We start from the raw sequence: 15,451 nt of genomic DNA, 5'->3' as shown, positions 1-15,451 counted from the left end.
GCCGTCAGGCGGCGTAAATCGGAAGACGGCCTGGCGGACCGGCCGGTGCCGTCTTCTGGAAGAAGGGCGAGGTGCCGCTGGCGGCCGCCATCTGCGCGGCCGTCTCCAGCAGTTCGGGGGCGAGGGCGCGCATGCGCTCCTCGGTGAAGCGCACGGTGGGCCCGGCGACGGTGATGGCGCCGATGGGCGGCCGGCCGACGGGCTGCACCACGGCGCCGATGGTGCTCAGGCCCGGCGTGTAGGTGTCGATGGTGAGGGCATAGCCGCGCTCGCGCGTGGCGTGCACCATGGCCATCATTTCCTGCACCGTGCGCGGCGCATTGGGGCCGTACTCCTCGGGCTGGCCCAGGCCCTGCCGGGTGGCCAGGGCGATGGCCTCGTCGTCGCTCAGCGCCGCCATCCAGGCCAGGCCGGAGGACGAGCACGACAGCCGCGCATCGCTGCCCATGTCGGGGTCGTAGCGCAGGCCCTGGCGGGCGCCCTGGGCGCGGGCCACCCAGGTCAGGCGTTCGCCGTCGATCACCGACAGCCGCGCCAGCTCGCCCGACAGCTGGGCCAGCCGGTCCAGCAGCGGCTGAGAGAAATCGACGATGCCGCTGTGGCTGAGGAATGAGAGGCCCAGCGACGACAGCTTGGTGGTCAGCATGTACGAGCCCAGCTCGCGCGTCTGGCGTACGTAGCCGGTGCGCGTCAGGTCGGCCAGCAGCCGATGGGCGGCGCTGCGCGGCATGTTGAGCGTGTCGGCGATGGCGGCCAGCTCCAGCCCCTCGCCATGGCGTGCCAGCAGTTCGAGGATGCCCAGGGTTCGATCGAGTACGCCGCTCATCGGAGATGTCCTTCTCGTGGTCTTGGAATGAGGCGGGCAGCGTACAGGATGCGCACAGCCGGATCAGCCCAGCGCCACGGTGGCGCCGCGCACGGCGGCGTCATGGAGGGCCAGCGTGGCGGCCAGGGTGCGCAGGCCGTCCGCGGCGCTGCACAGCGGCACCGTGGCATGGCCTTCGATCAGGTCGACGAAGTGGTCGAGCTGGCGGGTGTAGGGGTCGGCGGCATGCACGGCGGTCTGGCTGCGCGTCATCTCGGCATGCCAGCTGCGATCGCCCGCGTAATGCCACAGCGAGAGGTCCGGCAGCGACAGCGAGCCGTGCGTGCCGGCGATGAAGTGCGAGTTGACGGCCTGCCGCGGGTACTGCGGCTGCTCGCCGGCGCAGAAGTCCCAGCACCAGGGCGCGGTGGCGGTGTCCGACACCATCACCGTGCCCAGTGCGCCGCTGGCGAACTGCAGGCTGGCCACGGCCGTGTCCTCCACCTCGAAGCCGCGCGTCGCGCTGCTGGCGAATGCCTGCACGGCGCGCACCTCGCCCAGCAGGAAGCACAGCATGTCGATGTCGTGGATCAGGTTGATCAGCACCGGGCCGCCGCCGGCCTGGCGCCGCCAGGTGGCTTCGAAATAGGCGTCGGGCTTGAGGAAGGTGGCCATGGCCTGCGCGGCCACCACGCGGCCCAGCCGGCCCTCGTCCAGCAGCTGGCGGGCGCGCTGCAGGATGGGGTTGTGCCGGCGGTGGTGGCCCACCAGCACCGGCACGCCGTGCGAACTCTGGGCTTCGACCAGGCGCCGAGCGTCGTCCACCGTGCCGGCCACGGGCTTTTCGACCAGCACCGGCACACCCGCGGCCAGGAAGTCCAGCGCCACCGGCACGTGCGTGGCGTTGGGCGTGGCCACGATGGCGCCCGCGGGCCGCTGGGCCGCCAGCAGCTCGGCATGGCTCGCATAGCAGGGCACGCCCGCGGCGCCGGCCAGCGCGCGTCCGGCCTCGGTCGGATCGGCAATGGCGCACAGCCGCGCCCGGCTGCTCTGCTGCAGGCGGTCGATGTGCGTGCGGCCGATGACGCCGGCGCCGATGAGCGCGATGGGAGCCTTCTGGGGCATGGGTTGGGATGTCTCCTTGGCCGTGACTGTAGGCTGGATTGAAATGAAATTCAATAGTTGAACATCGTTCCAGTATTCGATAGGATCGCCGCCAACGCTGCCGCATCGGTTGCCGGCCGCGCATGCACATCCAGGAGACAGCCATGTCCGAGCCCCAGCTCAGCGGCGCCACGCGCGTCCACTTCATCGTGGGAGATCCCATCGCGCAGGTGAAATCGCCCGCGGGCGTCACGCAGGCCTTTGCCGAGCGCGGCATGGACGCCATGGTCATGCCCGCCCATGTGGCGCCGGCCGACCTGGCCACCTGGCTGGCCGGCGTGTCGGCGGCAAAGAACGTGGACGGCGTCATCGTCACCGTGCCCCACAAGTTCGCCTGCGCGGCGCTGTGCGCCACGCTGTCGGAAGGTGCCGCCTTCCTGGGTGCCACCAACACGATGCGGCGCAATGCCGACGGCCGCTGGCACGGCGACATGTTCGACGGCCTGGCCATGGTGGCCGCCCTGCGTGACCGCGGTGGCGAGCCCGAAGGCCGCCGCGCGCTGCTGGTGGGCGCGGGCGGCGCCGGCTCGGCCATCGCCCATGCGCTGGTGATGGCTGGTGTCGCGTCGCTGGACATCCACGACGGCGACATCACCCGCCGTGACGCGCTGGTGGCACGGCTGGCGGGGTTGGGCCGCTGCCCCGTCGGCGTCGGCTCGGCCGATCCGGCCGGCTACCAGCTGGTGGTCAACGCCTCGCCCGCCGGCATGCGCGACGACGACCCGCTGCCCGTGGACGTGCAGCGCCTGGCGCCCGACGCCTTCGTCGGCTGCGTGATCACCCAGCCGGCCGTCACGCCCCTGATCGCCGCGGCCCGTGCGCGCGGGCTGGGCACCGCCACCGGCTCCGACATGTTCGCCCGCGTGCGCGACCTGATGGTCGAGTTCCTGGCGGAGCCGCGGTCGTGAAGCGCCTGCAGACGCTGGCCGATCTGCCCGAAGGCGCGGCCTTCGACCTCGTGGTCGTCGGCGCGGGTGGCGCCGGCATGGCGGCTGCCCTGTTCGCGGCCCTGGAAGGCCAGCAGGTGCTGCTGGTGGAGCGCACTGCCCACGTGGGCGGCACCACCGCATGGTCGGCCGGCACCTGCTGGGTGCCCGGCACGCGCGAGGGCGCTGCGGTCAACCCGGCCGACACGCTGGCCGAGGCCGCGCGCTACCTCGACAACGCCATCGGCGAGCACTCGCCGCGCGCCTTGCGCCAGGCCTTCCTGGACCACGGCGCCGAAGCCATCGCCCAGCTGGCCGCGCGCACCGAGGTCAAGCTGCGCGCCTATCCCCGGCACCCCGACTACATCTCCGACCTCGACGGCTCGACGGTGGCCGGCCGCGCGCTCGAACCACTGCCCTTCGACGGCCGGCTGCTGGGCGAGTGGTTCGCGCTGCTTCGCCCGCCTATCCCCGAGTTCACGGTGCTGGGCGGCATGATGGTCGACCGCACCGACATCAACCACCTGTTGGGCATGACGAAGTCCTTCGCCTCGCTGCGGCATTCGGTGCGCATCCTGGCGCGGCATGGCCGCGACCGCCTGCGCCATGCGCGTGGCACGCGGCTGGTGATGGGCAACGCGCTGGTGGGGCGGCTGCTGTACTCGCTCTCGCGCCTGCCCAACGTCACGCTCGCGATGGAGACCGAGCTGATGCGCCTGCAGCGCAACGACGCCGGCATCGACGGCGTGGTGCTGGCCCAGCGCGGCCAGCGTCGCAGCGTGGCCGCGCGTGCGGGCGTGGTGCTGGCCAGCGGCGGCTTCAACCGCCACCCCGAGCGACGGCAGGCCCTGCTGCCCGGTGCCGACATCGGCTGGTGCCCCGGCGCGCCCGGCCACACCGGCGAGGCGCATGCGCTGGCGGAAGCCGTGGGCGCGCGCTACGGCAGCGGTGCGATGAGCCCGGCCTTCTGGGCGCCCGTCTCGCGCCGCACGCGGGCCGACGGCAGCACCGCCCTGTTCCCGCATTTCGTCATGGACCGCGCCAAGCCCGGCGTGCTCGCCGTCAATGCGGCGGGCGAGCGCTTCGTCAACGAAAGCACCTCGTACCACCTCTTCGGCCTGGCCATGCAGCAGCCGGGCGTCAATGGCCAGCCCTCGATCCCCGCCTTCCTCATCTGCGATGCCGCGGCCCTGCGCAAGTACGGGCTGGGCATGGTGCGACCGGGTGGCAAGGGCCTCGCGCCCTTCCTCGCCGACGGCTATCTCACGCAAGCCGACACGCTGGCCGGCCTGGCCCAGTCGCTGGGCATCGATGCCAGCCGCCTGCAAGCCACGGTCGAGCGCTTCAACACCCTGGCGCGCAGCGGCGTGGACAGCGACTTCCACCGCGGCGAGACCGCCTACCAGCGCAACCTGGGCGATCCGGCATGGCCCGGACCCAACCCCTGCCTCGGTCCGCTGGAAGAAGGCCCCTTCTATGCCGTGCGCCTCTACCCCGGCGACATCGGCGCGGCCCAGGGCTTCGCCACCGACGCCGATGCGCGCGTGCTCGATGCGCAGGGTCAGCCCATCGCGGGCCTCTATGCGGTGGGCAACGACATGCACTCGATCATGGGCGGCGTCTACACCGCGCCGGGCATCACGCTCGGCCCCGGCATCGTCTTCGCGCACCTGGCCGCTCGGCATGCGGCCGCGCGCCTGCGCGAGGCCGTCGCCACCTAGCCGCGCAGCGCGCCACACGTGCATGACGGGCCGGGCAAACCCCAGTCCCTCATGCACGAAAAGTCCGGCGAATGGCCGGAAATGTCGAAGCAGCCCCAGGGCAGGGATCGAAGAATCCACCCCCACACGCAGCCATGACCGGCGGCCTCGAAAGTCCGGTTGGCGCGGGCCACGCCCGCAGCCTTGCCACCAGAGCAACGACGACAGGAGACAGACATGCCGACCCTCGGCCAACCCCATTCAACAGCCGCCACGGCGCTGATCACCGGCGCCGCGGACGGCATCGGCTGGGCCACGGCGCAGTGCCTGGCGCAGCGGGGCTGGCGCGTGGCCCTGCTGGACCTGCGCACCGAGGCCGCGCAGGCCCGCGCCGCCGAGCTGGGCCCGCAGCACCTGGGCCTGGGCTGCGACGTGAGCGATGCCGGTTCCGTCCAGGTGGCGGTGGCCGCCGCGCAGACCGCGCTCGGCCGCATCGACGCCCTGGTCAACAACGCCGGCATCGGCGAGCAGGCCGCGCCCACACTGACGCAGACGGCCGAAGGCTTCGACCGCGTCCTGGCCGTGCATCTGCGCGGCAGCTTCCTCATGACGCAGGCCGTGCTGGGCTTCATGCGCGAGCAGCCCCGCGATGCGCGCGGCAACCGCGGCGCCATCGTCAACATCGGCTCCATCGCCAGCTTCGGCGGCATACCGGGCCGCAATGCCTACAGCGCCGCCAAGGCCGGCGTGCTGGGCATGACGCGCGCACTGGCCTGCGAGTGGGCCCGCGAGGGCATCCGCGTGAATGCGGTCGCGCCCGGCTATGTGCGCACCGCGCTGGTCGCGGCCCTGGCCGAGCGCGGCGACGTGGATGCCCGCGCCGTGGCCGAGCGCACGCCGCTGGGCCGCATGGCCGAGCCCGAAGAGATCGCCGAAGCCATCGCCTTCCTGGCCTCGCCTGCGGCCAGCTACGTGACCGGCGCCACGCTCAGCGCCGATGGCGGCTGGAGCGTGCTGGGCGCACCGGCCCAGGCCCTGGCGCCGCTGTGAGCGCGCCGCGCCGGGCGCCCGCATTCCCCACCGCATACGCATTACGGAGACAACCCTCATGCTGACCATCAACCTCTTCAACGGGCTGGTCTACGGCGCCCTGCTGATCATCATGTGCTCGGGCCTGGCGCTCATCTACGGCCTGCGCCGGGTGGTGAACTTCGCGCACGGCTCGCTGTACATGCTGGGCGCATACATCGGCTATTCGGTGGCGCTGCGCTACAACTTCTGGGCCGCGCTGGTGGCGGCGCCGGCCATCATGGCGCTGCTGGGCGTGCTGCTCGACCGCTATGGCTTTCGCCTGCTGCAGGACCGCGATCCGCTCACCGTGGTGCTGGTCACCTTCGGCCTGCTGCTGGTGATCGAGGACTTCGTGCAGACCGCCTGGGGCAAGAGCAACCTGTCGGTGGAGGCGCCCGCCGTGCTGGCCACCTCCATCGACTTCTTCGGCACGCCGCTGCCGGCCTACCGCGTGGCGGTGATCGGCGTCGGCGCGCTGGTGGCGCTGGGGCTCACGGGCTGGCTGCGCTTCTCGAAGGCGGGGCTGTTCGTGCGGGCCGCCAGCACCGACCCGACCACCACCGCCATGCAGGGCGTCAACACCGATGCGCTGTCGGCCGGCGTGGTGGGCCTGGGCACCGCGCTCGCGGGCCTGGCCGGCGTGGTGGCGGCGCCCTTCCTGTCGCTGTCGCCCTCGATGAGCAGCGACGTGATCATCGATTCCTTCGTGGTGGTGGTCGTGGGCGGCCTGGGCTCGCTGGCGGGTGCCTTCGTCGCCGCCATGGTGCTGGGCATGGTGCAGTCGCTGGGCGCGGTGTACCTGCCCGACCTCTCGGCCATCCTGCCCTTCGTGATCATGGTCGCGGTGCTGATCTGGCGCCCCGCCGGCTTCGCCGGAAGCAGGACATGAGACACCCCCCATGCCGCTTCGCGGCTCCCCCCTCTCTGGCGCCTTCGGCTTGGAGGGGGGCGCACCCGACGGCCTGGCAAAGCCAGTTCCGTGGGTGCCCTGACATGGCCTGCTCCGCGGCCATTCGATCGAGACGCATGTGTGGTTCACGTGCCGCGGTACACCTTCGGCGGCCGGAACAACAACGAACCAGAGGAGCGCATTCATGACAAGCAATGTTCGTATCGGCCTGGCCGGCGCCGCGGCGCTGGCGGTGGGGGGCGCGGTGGCGCTGGGCGTGGGCTCGGGCACGCTGCTGTCGCTGTTCACGCAGGCGGTGATCTACGGCGTCTTCGCCTCGGGCGTGGGCCTGCTGCTGCGGCAGAACGGCATGGTCAGCTTCGGCCATGCGGTGTTCTTCGGGCTCTCGGGCTACACCGTGGGCATCGTGATGGAACTGGGCTGGATGCCGGCGGAGCTGGCCATCGTGGCCACGCTGGCGGCGCTGATGCTCTTCGCGCTGCTGGTGGGCCTGGTGATCGTGCGCGTGCCCGGCGTGGCCTTCAGCATGATGACGCTGGCCATCGGGCAGATGTTCTTCCTCACCGCCTCGCGCTCGCGCGGGCTCACCGGCGGCGCCGACGGCATGAACATCAACTGGCCCTCCACGCTCTTCGGCGTGCCGCAGTCGCAGCTGCTGCAGCCGGCCGTGCTCTTCATGGTGTGCTGGACCGCGCTGGTGCTCACGCTGCTGGTCCTGGCGCTGCTGCTGCGAGGACGCTTCGGCAGCGTGACCGAGGCGGTGCGCGACAACGAGGAGCGCGCCCGCTTCATCGGCCTGCGTACGCTGCTGCCGCGCGCCGCCATCTATGCGCTGTCGGCCGGCGTGGTGGCGGTGGCGGGGCTGCTGTCGGCACTGAACACCGGCTTCGTCTCGCCCGAGGCGCTGCACTGGAGCGTCTCCGGCGTGGCGCTGATGATGGTCGTCGTGGGCGGCTACAAGGCCCTGTGGGGCCCGCCGCTGGGCGCCATCGTGTACTTCATGTTCAAGGACGTGCTGGGTGACTGGGCCACGCACTGGATGGCCATCTTCGGCGTGGCGCTGATCACCGTGATCGTGTTTTCGCCCACCGGCATCGCCGGAGCGCTGCAGAAGCTGTGGAACCCCAGGCGGCGCGATGCGGCATCGTCCGCCGCCGCGAGTGCCGGCCACACGGCCGCACCCGCCAGGCCCGTGGCGCGCCCCGCCACTTCGGCCCGCTGAGCCGCATCGCAACCAGGAGACATCAGGCATGAGCGACTACGTGCTGCAGGCCCGCGACGTGGCCATCCACTACGGCGGCGTGAAGGCGGTGGACGGCGTGGAGCTGACGCTGGAACGCGGCCAGATCCGCGGCCTGATCGGCCCCAACGGCGCCGGCAAGTCCACCGTCATCGACGCCATCACCGGCCGCCGCCGGCTCACCCGCGGGCAGGTCTTCCTGCGCGGCGAGGACGTGAGCGCCCTCGGCCCCGTGCAGCGGCGCCAACGCGGGCTGTCGCGCAGCTTCCAGCGCACCAGCGTCTTTGGCCAGATGCGCGTACGCCGTCAGGTGGCGCTGGCCTCGCACTGCATGAACCCCAAGGACAGCGAGGCCGACGCGCAGGCCGTGCTCGAAGAGCTGAACCTGGCCCACCGTGCCGATGACGTGGCCGAAGACCTGGGCTACGGCGAGCAGCGCCGTCTCGACCTGGCCCTGGCCCTGGTCGGCCGGCCCACCGTGCTGCTGCTGGACGAGCCCATGGCCGGCCTGTCGGTGCAGGAATCGCACGACCTGGCGCGCCACCTCAAGGCGCTGACCTCGCGCTGGAACGTGTCGGTGCTGCTGGTGGAGCACGACATGGACGTGGTGTTCGGCATCAGCGACGCCGTCACCGTCTTCGAACTTGGCCGCGTGATCGCGAGCGGCGAGCCTGCCGAGGTGCGCGCCAATCCGCGCGTGCGCGAGGCCTACCTGGGGAGCGCCGCATGAGCCCGACGAATCCACGCAACGCCATGAACGACGGCATCCTGCTCGAACTCGACCGCGTCGATGCCTTCTATGGCGCGGCGCACATCCTGCACGGCCTGTCGCTGCAGGTGCGCTCGGGCGAGCGCGTGGCCCTGGTGGGTCGCAACGGCGTGGGCAAGACCACGGTGGTCAACACCATCCTGGGCCTGGCCAGCCTGCGCGGCGGACAGGTGCGCGTGGGCAGCCAGATCCTGCTGCGCCCGCGGCCCTACAACGCGGCGCAGAACGGCGTGGTCGTCGTGCCGCAGGGCCGGCGCATCGTGGCCAACCTCACGGTCGAAGAGAACCTGCTGCTGGGCGCCGCCACCGGCCGCCCCGGCCACTGGACGGTGCCGCGCATCTACGAGCTCTTTCCCATCCTGCAGGAGCGCGCCCACACGCCGGGCACCGCACTCTCGGGCGGCCAGCAGCAGATGCTGGCCGTGGGCCGCGCGCTCATGGCCAACCCCTCGCTCATCCTGCTGGACGAGCCCACCGAAGGGCTGGCGCCGGTCATCGTCGACCAGCTGGCGGTCATCTTCAACCAGGTGGCGGCGCAGGGCACGGCGCTGCTGCTCATCGAGCAGAACATGAGCCTGGTGGTGCGTGTGGCCGAGCGCTACTACGCCATGGCCAAGGGCGCCGTCATCGCGCAGGGCGCGGTGCACGACAGCCGTGAAAGCCTGCAGGACCTGGAGGCGCACGTCATGGTCTAGCGCCATCGACTGCCCCTGAGAACGCTGCTCATACGCCACGCACACGCCGCGCACGCATCCCACGCACGCGCCGGCCGCACGCAGCAACCCCGCAAGCACGGCTGCCGGACCGCCTTCCGGCGCACATCTTCATCCACCCGAGGAGACACAACCATGCACAGCTCGAACCCATCCATCTCGCGCCGCGCCGCCACCGCGGTGGCCGCCGCCCTGGTCGCCACCGGCGCCGCACTGCCCCTGGCCGCCTGGGCCCAGGGCAAGGAGCCGGTCAAGGTCGGTCTGGTGTCCTCCAAGTCCGGCGTGTTCGCGCAGCAGGGCGAAGAGGTGATGCGCGCCGTCAAGTTCGCCGCCGACGAGGCCAATGCCAAGGGCGGCGTGGACGGCCGCAAGGTCGAGGTGGCCGAGGCCGACGACGAGGGCACGCCCGACGCCGGCCGTCGCGTGGCCGAGAAGCTGGCGCGCGAGGGCAACAACCTGCTCATCGGCTCCATCCCCTCGTCCATCTCGCTGGCCATCGCGCAGAACCTGGACCGCTGGGACGCCGCCTACTTCGTCGTCGCCAGCAAGTCCGACAAGCTCACCGGCGACACCTGCAAGCCGCGCAGCTTCCGCACCAACCACTCGGACGCGATGGACATCGCCATGATCAACGAGTGGGCCAAGGACCTGAAGGAGAACAGCTTCGCCGTGCTGGCCGCCGATTACGTGTGGGGCCGCGACTCGGGCGAATCGTTCAAGAAGGCCGTGGAGGCCAACGGCAAGAAGGTGCCCCTGTCGCTGTACGTGCCGCTGGGCACCAAGGACTTCTCGCCCTACATCGCGCAGCTCAAGAGCAGCGGCGTCGAGGCCATCTGGGTGGCCGAGACCGGCCGCGACGCCATCGCCTTCGTCAAGCAGGCCGAGGAGTTCGGGCTCATCCCCAAGACCAAGCTCATCGGCCATGCGTTGATCCAGAACTTCATGATCAACGCCACCGGCAAGGCGCTGGAAGGCACGCCCGGCAACACGGCCTACACCGCCACCATCGACAACCCGCGCAACAAGGCCTTCGTCACCGCGTGGAAGGCCAAGTTCAACCGCGTGCCCACCGACAACGAAGGCCAGGCCTACAACGGCATGCAGGTGATGTTCGACGGCGTGAAGAAGGCCGGCAGCGTCAAGCCCGCCGATGTGGCCAAGGCGCTGCGCGGCGCGCAGCTCGACACCATCTACGGCAGCGTGACCATGCGCGCCGCCGACAACCAGCTGCTGCTGCCCAACTACGTGGCCCGCGCCAAGACGGTGGACGGCGCCATCGTGCCGGTGATCGAGCACGTCTTCCCGCCGTCGATCGTTCCGGCACCGTCGCCCGCCTGCAAGATGTGAGCGGGCGGCCCATGCCCGCTCCGACCCCTGCCGACGACCACGCGCCCGACCATGCGGCGCCCACTTGGCCTACACATGTGCTGGTCACCGGCGCGGCTGGCGGCATCGGCCGCGGCATCTGCCTGGCGCTGGCCCGCCAGGCCCGGCGCGCCGGCAGCGCGCTGCACATCAGCGCGGCGGCCAGCCAGCCCGGCGACAAGCTGGAGCGGCTGCTCGACGAACTGCGCGCCGAAGGCGTCACGGCCGGCGGCGTCTCCGGCGACCTGACCCAGCCCGAGGCCTGCCGCGCCATCGTGGCCCAGGCGCAGGAAGCGGCCGGCGACCTGGGCGCGCTGGTCTGCAACGCCGGTGCCTCCGGCCCGGGCCGGCTGGCCGACCTCACGGTCGAGCAGTGGGACCACACCTTCCACCTCAACACCCGCAGCGCCTGGCTGCTGGCCCAGGCCGCGCGGCCGCAGCTGGCGCGCACCCGCGGCAGCATCACCGCCATCGCCTCCATGTCGGGGCTGATGCCGCACCCGGGCTATGGCGCCTATTCACCGGCCAAGGCCGCCCTCGTCATGCTGTGCCGCCAGCTGGCGCAGGAATGGGCGGCCGACGGCATCCGCGTCAACGCCGTTTGCCCCGGCATGATCCGCACGCCGCTGACCGAGGCCGTCTACCAGGACGACGCCACCCACCAGGCCCGCCGCGCCCTGGTGCCCCTGGGCCGCATCGGCACGGCCGACGACGTGGGCGAGGTGGTGGCCTTCCTCAGCAGCCCCGGCGCTGCCTATGTGACCGGGCAGGCGCTGACGGTGGACGGGGGTGTGGCGGAGCACATGCTGGGGATGATTCCGGGGAGGCCGGGGAAGGGGGCTTAGTGCGGGGGTTGAGCGGGGACTACGAATGCCGTGGCGTTACGCGACCGCGTTGTTTTTGATGTCAAAGCTGCCGACGACGGTCCCTGCGCTGCCTCCGGATGCGTTCTGCATCAGGTATTCCTGCCTGATCTTCGCAAAGGACAGGTGGATTTCTTCGAAATGACCGCCACCTCCGCCGCATGGGCTCACCTTGGTGATGAGCACGTCGGAAAGCGTGATTTTCATGAAGTCGAGGGGAAGGCCCCCTGCCTTTCGCAGCGTCAAGACAGCCTGGGCGAAGCGCCTGCCGGCAAAGCAGGCCGTCATCAGTCCAGGGGACGCTCGATCAATGTTGTGGATCAGCTCCATGTCATGGGCCGTCGCTTTTGGCGCGCCGCCACCCGAGCCGCTCATCATTCGTCCCTCTTGATGAACCGCCCAGCTCCACGACGTGATGTCTATTTCTCCGAGATGCTTGGAATCCTGCGATTCACCGGTGATGCCGTCTATTTTCAGAAAGATATCCGAGGCCATTGATTTTCCCTTGAGTTCAGCGAATTATTTTGAGCCAGCCGTAAATCCGAAAGGCGAGGTACACGGCAATAGGAAACCAAAGAATGACCAGCGAATTGATTGCCGTGAATTCCATCTCTTCCACGCCGACATAGCTCATCAGTCCGAAGATGTCCAGCCATCCCACGATTCGCAGCCAACCATAAAAGGTGCTGTCTGAGCTATAAATCAGCCATGCGCTGGCGAGGACGCCCGCTGGCCATGCGCAAATAAAAAGCAGAATGGCCGACAACGCGCGTACTGCCCTCGAGGTCAAGACCTTCATTCGGTCACCTCAATGACGCCGTATGCGAAGCCCGTTCCGTCGGGGATCGGCATGCGGACGGTCCCAAGTAGCCTCTTGCGCAGCCTTATGAACGCGGCTTTGTCGGAAAGTGTGATGCACCCCTCGCTGATATTCAGACGGCCATGAGGATGCAGCCTGAAGTTTCCCCTGCGGACGCCATTCACGAAAGTTTCGTCGTCGACCTTGCCATCGTCTCGGTACAGGGCGAACCATGTGGAATGATCGTTGTCGTTGACCCAGTCGACGGCGGATGTATAAAGCCTGGAGAAGAATCCCCCGCTGCCTCTGTCAACGATGTAATACCTTCCTACTGGGAGGGGCCCCACGCCCAGCTTGTCAGAGTAGTCCGCGTTGTTTTTGGGGATTCCATCCCGGCCCGAAAATGCGGCGAACTCGCCCACGCCTTCGCATTGCAGCGAAGATATTTCACGTTTGTCTAATTTGAATTTGCAGTTGATAGGCATGCTAGGGCCTATTTTCTGCATTGCTTTTCATCAGAAAGGGGATGCCACAGACGCTAACGAGTTTGTACGTTAAATATTTCCGGAAAAAACGGGAGTGATGCTTTCGAATTCGGTGCTGTAGGAGCGTGAGGGCGCCGAGCGGCCGCGCCGACTCCTGGCAGCGCGCGCCGAGGGCTGGGCCAGCGCGGCGGCACAGGCGAAGGCGCGTCGCGCTTATCGGGCGTAGGCGAGCCCTTCTTCCCAAGCCTGCGCCAGTTGCTCGCGCAGCGCCGCCGTCACGCGCGTGTCGCCTTTGGCCTCTTCCAGCGTCGCGCGCATGGCCTCTGCGATCCGGACCAACACATCGGCGGGCTGCGCAACACCGCATACCCGGCGGCCAAAATCCATCAACTCCTCGGTCGTCGGATACGCCTTGGTCTGGTGCTTGCCCGCGAACAGCTTCAGCGCGAGGGTGCGGTCCTCCAACTCCGGGCCGCCCGGAGACCGGGCGTACTTGTAGATGGAGGTTGTGACGACATCGAACATCGGTGCCAGCCACATCTCTTCGCGCGAGCGATACAGCAACCCGAAGTTCTTGAGGTGCGCATCGCCGTTGTGGACCATGACGGAAAAAGCCACCTGCTCGAAGAAGCGATGCAGGTTGCTGCTGTGAAGCTGGAATTGGCGCAGCAACTCGGCGACCCGCTGGTAGCTGCCCTGGTACTTGCGGTCCGACAGAACGTCGCGGACGCGCAGCCCCGCCAGCGCCGCAATGTCTTCGAAACCGAGCCGCTCCAGGGTGCCATCGCCGTGGACGACCAGGTCGAAGCGGTCCAGGACCAGCATCTGCCCGTCGTCGGACAAAGCAAACGACGGCACCTCAATGCCGGCGCGCCGCGCGGCGCTCAGGCACAGATATTCATTGGCTGCCAATCCGGGGTAGGCAGGACTCGCCGCCTTGACGATGAGCGAGGGGATGGGCACGGTGGGGCGGTCCGGCACCATGATCTTGGGCTGCATGCCTGCGATGCCCGCTCCCGTGCTCAGGTAGGCCGCCACCAGCTCGCTGAACACCTCTGGCGTGTACTGGGTGCGCAGCAGTTCTTGCTTGCTCAGCGTGCGTGGCAAAGCGGGCTGAGCCTGATCCGGCAGGCTGTACCCGAGCCGCCCAATTCCGTTGCGCCCGACCAGCGCCAGCATGTGCATGGGCGTCATCGGCTGCTTGGGAAACAGCTCGCGGATCCTCATGAACAAGTCGCCTTCGGGAAGGTTCTGATCCATGGGCGGAAACAGGTCGCCGTCCTGCCAGGTGAGGCGCTCGCTGGGCGGCATCAGCAGGGCCACGGTGGGCTGCTCCGGCTCCGGGGACAGGTAGCGAAACTCGTAGATCGACGTCCGCAGCAACTGGCCTGCTTGAACAGCGTCTCCGATGGAGACGTCCAGCAGGCGAATCTTTTCAGGGAGCATCGTCGTCGTCCTGGAACCGCGCTGCGACTTCGCCGGCAGAGGGCAGCCCGGACCGTTCCAGCCGCAGTGCCAGACCGAGTGCGCCCAACACGGCCAGAAGGGAGGACACCGTGGAGTCTTCGCCCGCTTCTAGCCGGTAGATGACTTCGCGAACCTTTCCCGCCTTTTCGGCGAGTTCGGACTTGTTCATGCCGAGGGCTTCGCGGTGTGCGCGCAGCTGGCGTCCAAGTTCGTCTGGTAGCCTGATTTTGTCAGTCATGGCTTGCATTATGAGCGCACAGGCTACTTATGCCAGTTATGGCTGACACCGACAGCTCTTTCTCAGCAGTGGCAGTTTGCACCGCGGCCGTTTGTTGGAGGAGCGGGCGGCCAAAGGCGTCGGCGTGAATGCCCTAGACGCGGACTATGTGGCCGGAGCGCTGACTGCGGAGCGCCGGATGGAGCGCGTGTTGGCGACAAGTCCGGGGAAGCCGAAGGAAGCCAGTGATCGCTGAAGTTCACGCATTCCCTGCTCTGATGCGCCTGCGGTACTTGCGATGAACTCAATGGCGTGTTGCGTCGCTCGAATTATTCCTTGGCAGGGCAAGGGACGACCTTCCAATAAGCGAGTCGCATAAATTTAAGCTGTTCGCCTTTGCTTTCGAGCAACAGGCACTTGCCTTCCCGAAAATAGAAAAAATTGCAATAGGTCTCACCCTCCGAGCAACTACTAATCTCTGCAAAGCCTTGATCAAGCATTCTTTTTTCAGCAGCGGACCAAGGAAAACCATTGCGTCCAACTTCCTGTGTTGCGTAGGGTTGCCAGCCGATTTCAAGAGCGAGCTTCCTGGCTTTCAAGAACGGCATATCTTCGGAGAAACGAACCTGCGAGTGGCTACTTGAAATCAAAAAAAACAGGAGAAGAAATGAACGTAAGATCATTTTCATTTTTCCGCTCCCCCTAATTCTTTGTATTTGGCAAGACAGTCGTTGTATTTTCGATAGGGCTGTTTGGGATAGCGATTTCCCAAGCCCGTGCCTCGCTCCAATGAGGCCCACGGATAAGAAGCTTTTCGCATGACGTCTGAAAAGTCCCCCTCAATCAGCGCATCAATGGCATTCATGCGGCGTAGCTTATCAACGGCGATCAAATGCTGGGTATGTGGGCTGAAATCGTCAAGCCCCATCATTCTTATTCCGTGATCCTCCCACGTCT

General features: G+C 68.2%; 18 protein-coding genes. 9 read left to right on the top strand and 9 right to left on the bottom strand.

The window, feature by feature from the left end:
- Positions 1 to 4 precede the first annotated feature (4 nt).
- Positions 5 to 826, bottom strand: coding sequence for an IclR family transcriptional regulator (locus DFR41_RS02100; protein ID WP_114801522.1), 822 nt, complete (start codon positions 824 to 826; stop codon positions 5 to 7).
- Between the two features lie 63 nt (positions 827 to 889).
- On the bottom strand, positions 890 to 1,930 hold the full coding sequence (locus DFR41_RS02095) for a Gfo/Idh/MocA family protein (protein ID WP_114801521.1): 1,041 nt from the start codon (positions 1,928 to 1,930) through the stop codon (positions 890 to 892).
- 143 nt (positions 1,931 to 2,073) lie between these two features.
- Here DFR41_RS02095 and DFR41_RS02090 point away from each other — a divergent pair, with 143 nt between their 5' ends.
- The 9 genes from DFR41_RS02090 to DFR41_RS02050 all read left to right on the top strand — a co-directional run bounded on the left by DFR41_RS02090 (position 2,074) and on the right by DFR41_RS02050 (position 11,508).
- Complete coding sequence (locus tag DFR41_RS02090) at positions 2,074 to 2,877, top strand: shikimate dehydrogenase family protein (protein WP_114801520.1); 804 nt, start codon at positions 2,074 to 2,076, stop codon at positions 2,875 to 2,877.
- A complete protein-coding gene (locus DFR41_RS02085; RefSeq protein ID WP_114801519.1) occupies positions 2,874 to 4,616 on the top strand; it encodes an FAD-dependent oxidoreductase in 1,743 nt (580 codons plus the stop codon). The genes DFR41_RS02090 and DFR41_RS02085 overlap by 4 nt, the downstream gene beginning before the upstream one ends.
- A gap of 216 nt (positions 4,617 to 4,832) precedes the next feature.
- Entirely contained in the window at positions 4,833 to 5,645 is an 813-nt protein-coding gene (locus DFR41_RS02080; RefSeq protein ID WP_114801518.1) for an SDR family NAD(P)-dependent oxidoreductase, read from the top strand.
- Between the two features lie 58 nt (positions 5,646 to 5,703).
- Complete coding sequence (locus tag DFR41_RS02075) at positions 5,704 to 6,555, top strand: branched-chain amino acid ABC transporter permease (RefSeq protein WP_114801517.1); 852 nt, start codon at positions 5,704 to 5,706, stop codon at positions 6,553 to 6,555.
- A 205-nt stretch (positions 6,556 to 6,760) separates the two neighbouring features.
- A complete protein-coding gene (locus DFR41_RS02070) occupies positions 6,761 to 7,798 on the top strand; it encodes a branched-chain amino acid ABC transporter permease (RefSeq protein WP_114801516.1) in 1,038 nt (345 codons plus the stop codon).
- Positions 7,799 to 7,826: 28 nt separating this feature from the next.
- Positions 7,827 to 8,546, top strand: coding sequence for an ABC transporter ATP-binding protein (locus DFR41_RS02065; protein ID WP_114801515.1), 720 nt, complete (start codon positions 7,827 to 7,829; stop codon positions 8,544 to 8,546).
- The gene (locus DFR41_RS02060; protein WP_244917623.1) at positions 8,543 to 9,280 is read left to right on the top strand and encodes an ABC transporter ATP-binding protein; all 738 of its coding nucleotides are present in this window, start codon (positions 8,543 to 8,545) and stop codon (positions 9,278 to 9,280) included. Before DFR41_RS02065 ends, DFR41_RS02060 begins: the two co-directional genes overlap by 4 nt.
- Positions 9,281 to 9,433: 153 nt before the next feature.
- The gene (locus DFR41_RS02055) at positions 9,434 to 10,645 is read left to right on the top strand and encodes an ABC transporter substrate-binding protein (protein WP_114801513.1); all 1,212 of its coding nucleotides are present in this window, start codon (positions 9,434 to 9,436) and stop codon (positions 10,643 to 10,645) included.
- 11 nt (positions 10,646 to 10,656) lie between these two features.
- On the top strand, positions 10,657 to 11,508 hold the full coding sequence (locus tag DFR41_RS02050; RefSeq protein WP_114801512.1) for an SDR family NAD(P)-dependent oxidoreductase: 852 nt from the start codon (positions 10,657 to 10,659) through the stop codon (positions 11,506 to 11,508).
- Positions 11,509 to 11,544: 36 nt separating this feature from the next.
- On the opposite strand, the gene DFR41_RS02045 is transcribed toward DFR41_RS02050, so the two are convergent.
- The 7 genes from DFR41_RS02045 to DFR41_RS27300 form a co-directional block, all read right to left on the bottom strand.
- Positions 11,545 to 12,021 (bottom strand): Hcp family type VI secretion system effector, encoded by a 477-nt coding sequence (locus DFR41_RS02045; protein WP_114801511.1) that lies wholly within the window; start codon positions 12,019 to 12,021, stop codon positions 11,545 to 11,547.
- 16 nt (positions 12,022 to 12,037) lie between these two features.
- A complete protein-coding gene (locus DFR41_RS02040; protein WP_114801510.1) occupies positions 12,038 to 12,325 on the bottom strand; it encodes a hypothetical protein in 288 nt (95 codons plus the stop codon).
- Positions 12,322 to 12,747, bottom strand: coding sequence for a DUF2778 domain-containing protein (locus DFR41_RS02035; protein ID WP_244917622.1), 426 nt, complete (start codon positions 12,745 to 12,747; stop codon positions 12,322 to 12,324). Before DFR41_RS02035 ends, DFR41_RS02040 begins: the two co-directional genes overlap by 4 nt.
- Positions 12,748 to 13,023: 276 nt before the next feature.
- Positions 13,024 to 14,256 carry a type II toxin-antitoxin system HipA family toxin gene (locus DFR41_RS02030; RefSeq protein WP_114801509.1) on the bottom strand — a complete coding sequence of 411 codons (1,233 nt, stop codon included), beginning with the start codon at positions 14,254 to 14,256 and terminating at the stop codon, positions 13,024 to 13,026.
- Positions 14,246 to 14,515, bottom strand: a complete 270-nt coding sequence (locus DFR41_RS02025; protein ID WP_170159303.1) for a helix-turn-helix domain-containing protein — start codon at positions 14,513 to 14,515, stop codon at positions 14,246 to 14,248. The genes DFR41_RS02030 and DFR41_RS02025 overlap by 11 nt, the downstream gene beginning before the upstream one ends.
- 308 nt (positions 14,516 to 14,823) lie before the next feature.
- Entirely contained in the window at positions 14,824 to 15,183 is a 360-nt protein-coding gene (locus tag DFR41_RS27305) for a hypothetical protein (protein WP_147284306.1), read from the bottom strand.
- The gene (locus tag DFR41_RS27300) at positions 15,180 to 15,425 is read right to left on the bottom strand and encodes a lysozyme family protein (protein WP_147284305.1); all 246 of its coding nucleotides are present in this window, start codon (positions 15,423 to 15,425) and stop codon (positions 15,180 to 15,182) included. Before DFR41_RS27300 ends, DFR41_RS27305 begins: the two co-directional genes overlap by 4 nt.
- Positions 15,426 to 15,451: the final 26 nt, after the last annotated feature.

Origin of the sequence: Pseudacidovorax intermedius (assembly GCF_003350475.1) — a bacterium.
GTDB lineage: Bacteria > Pseudomonadota > Gammaproteobacteria > Burkholderiales > Burkholderiaceae_C > Xenophilus > Xenophilus intermedius.
This window is presented reverse-complemented; position numbering and strand designations above follow the sequence as displayed.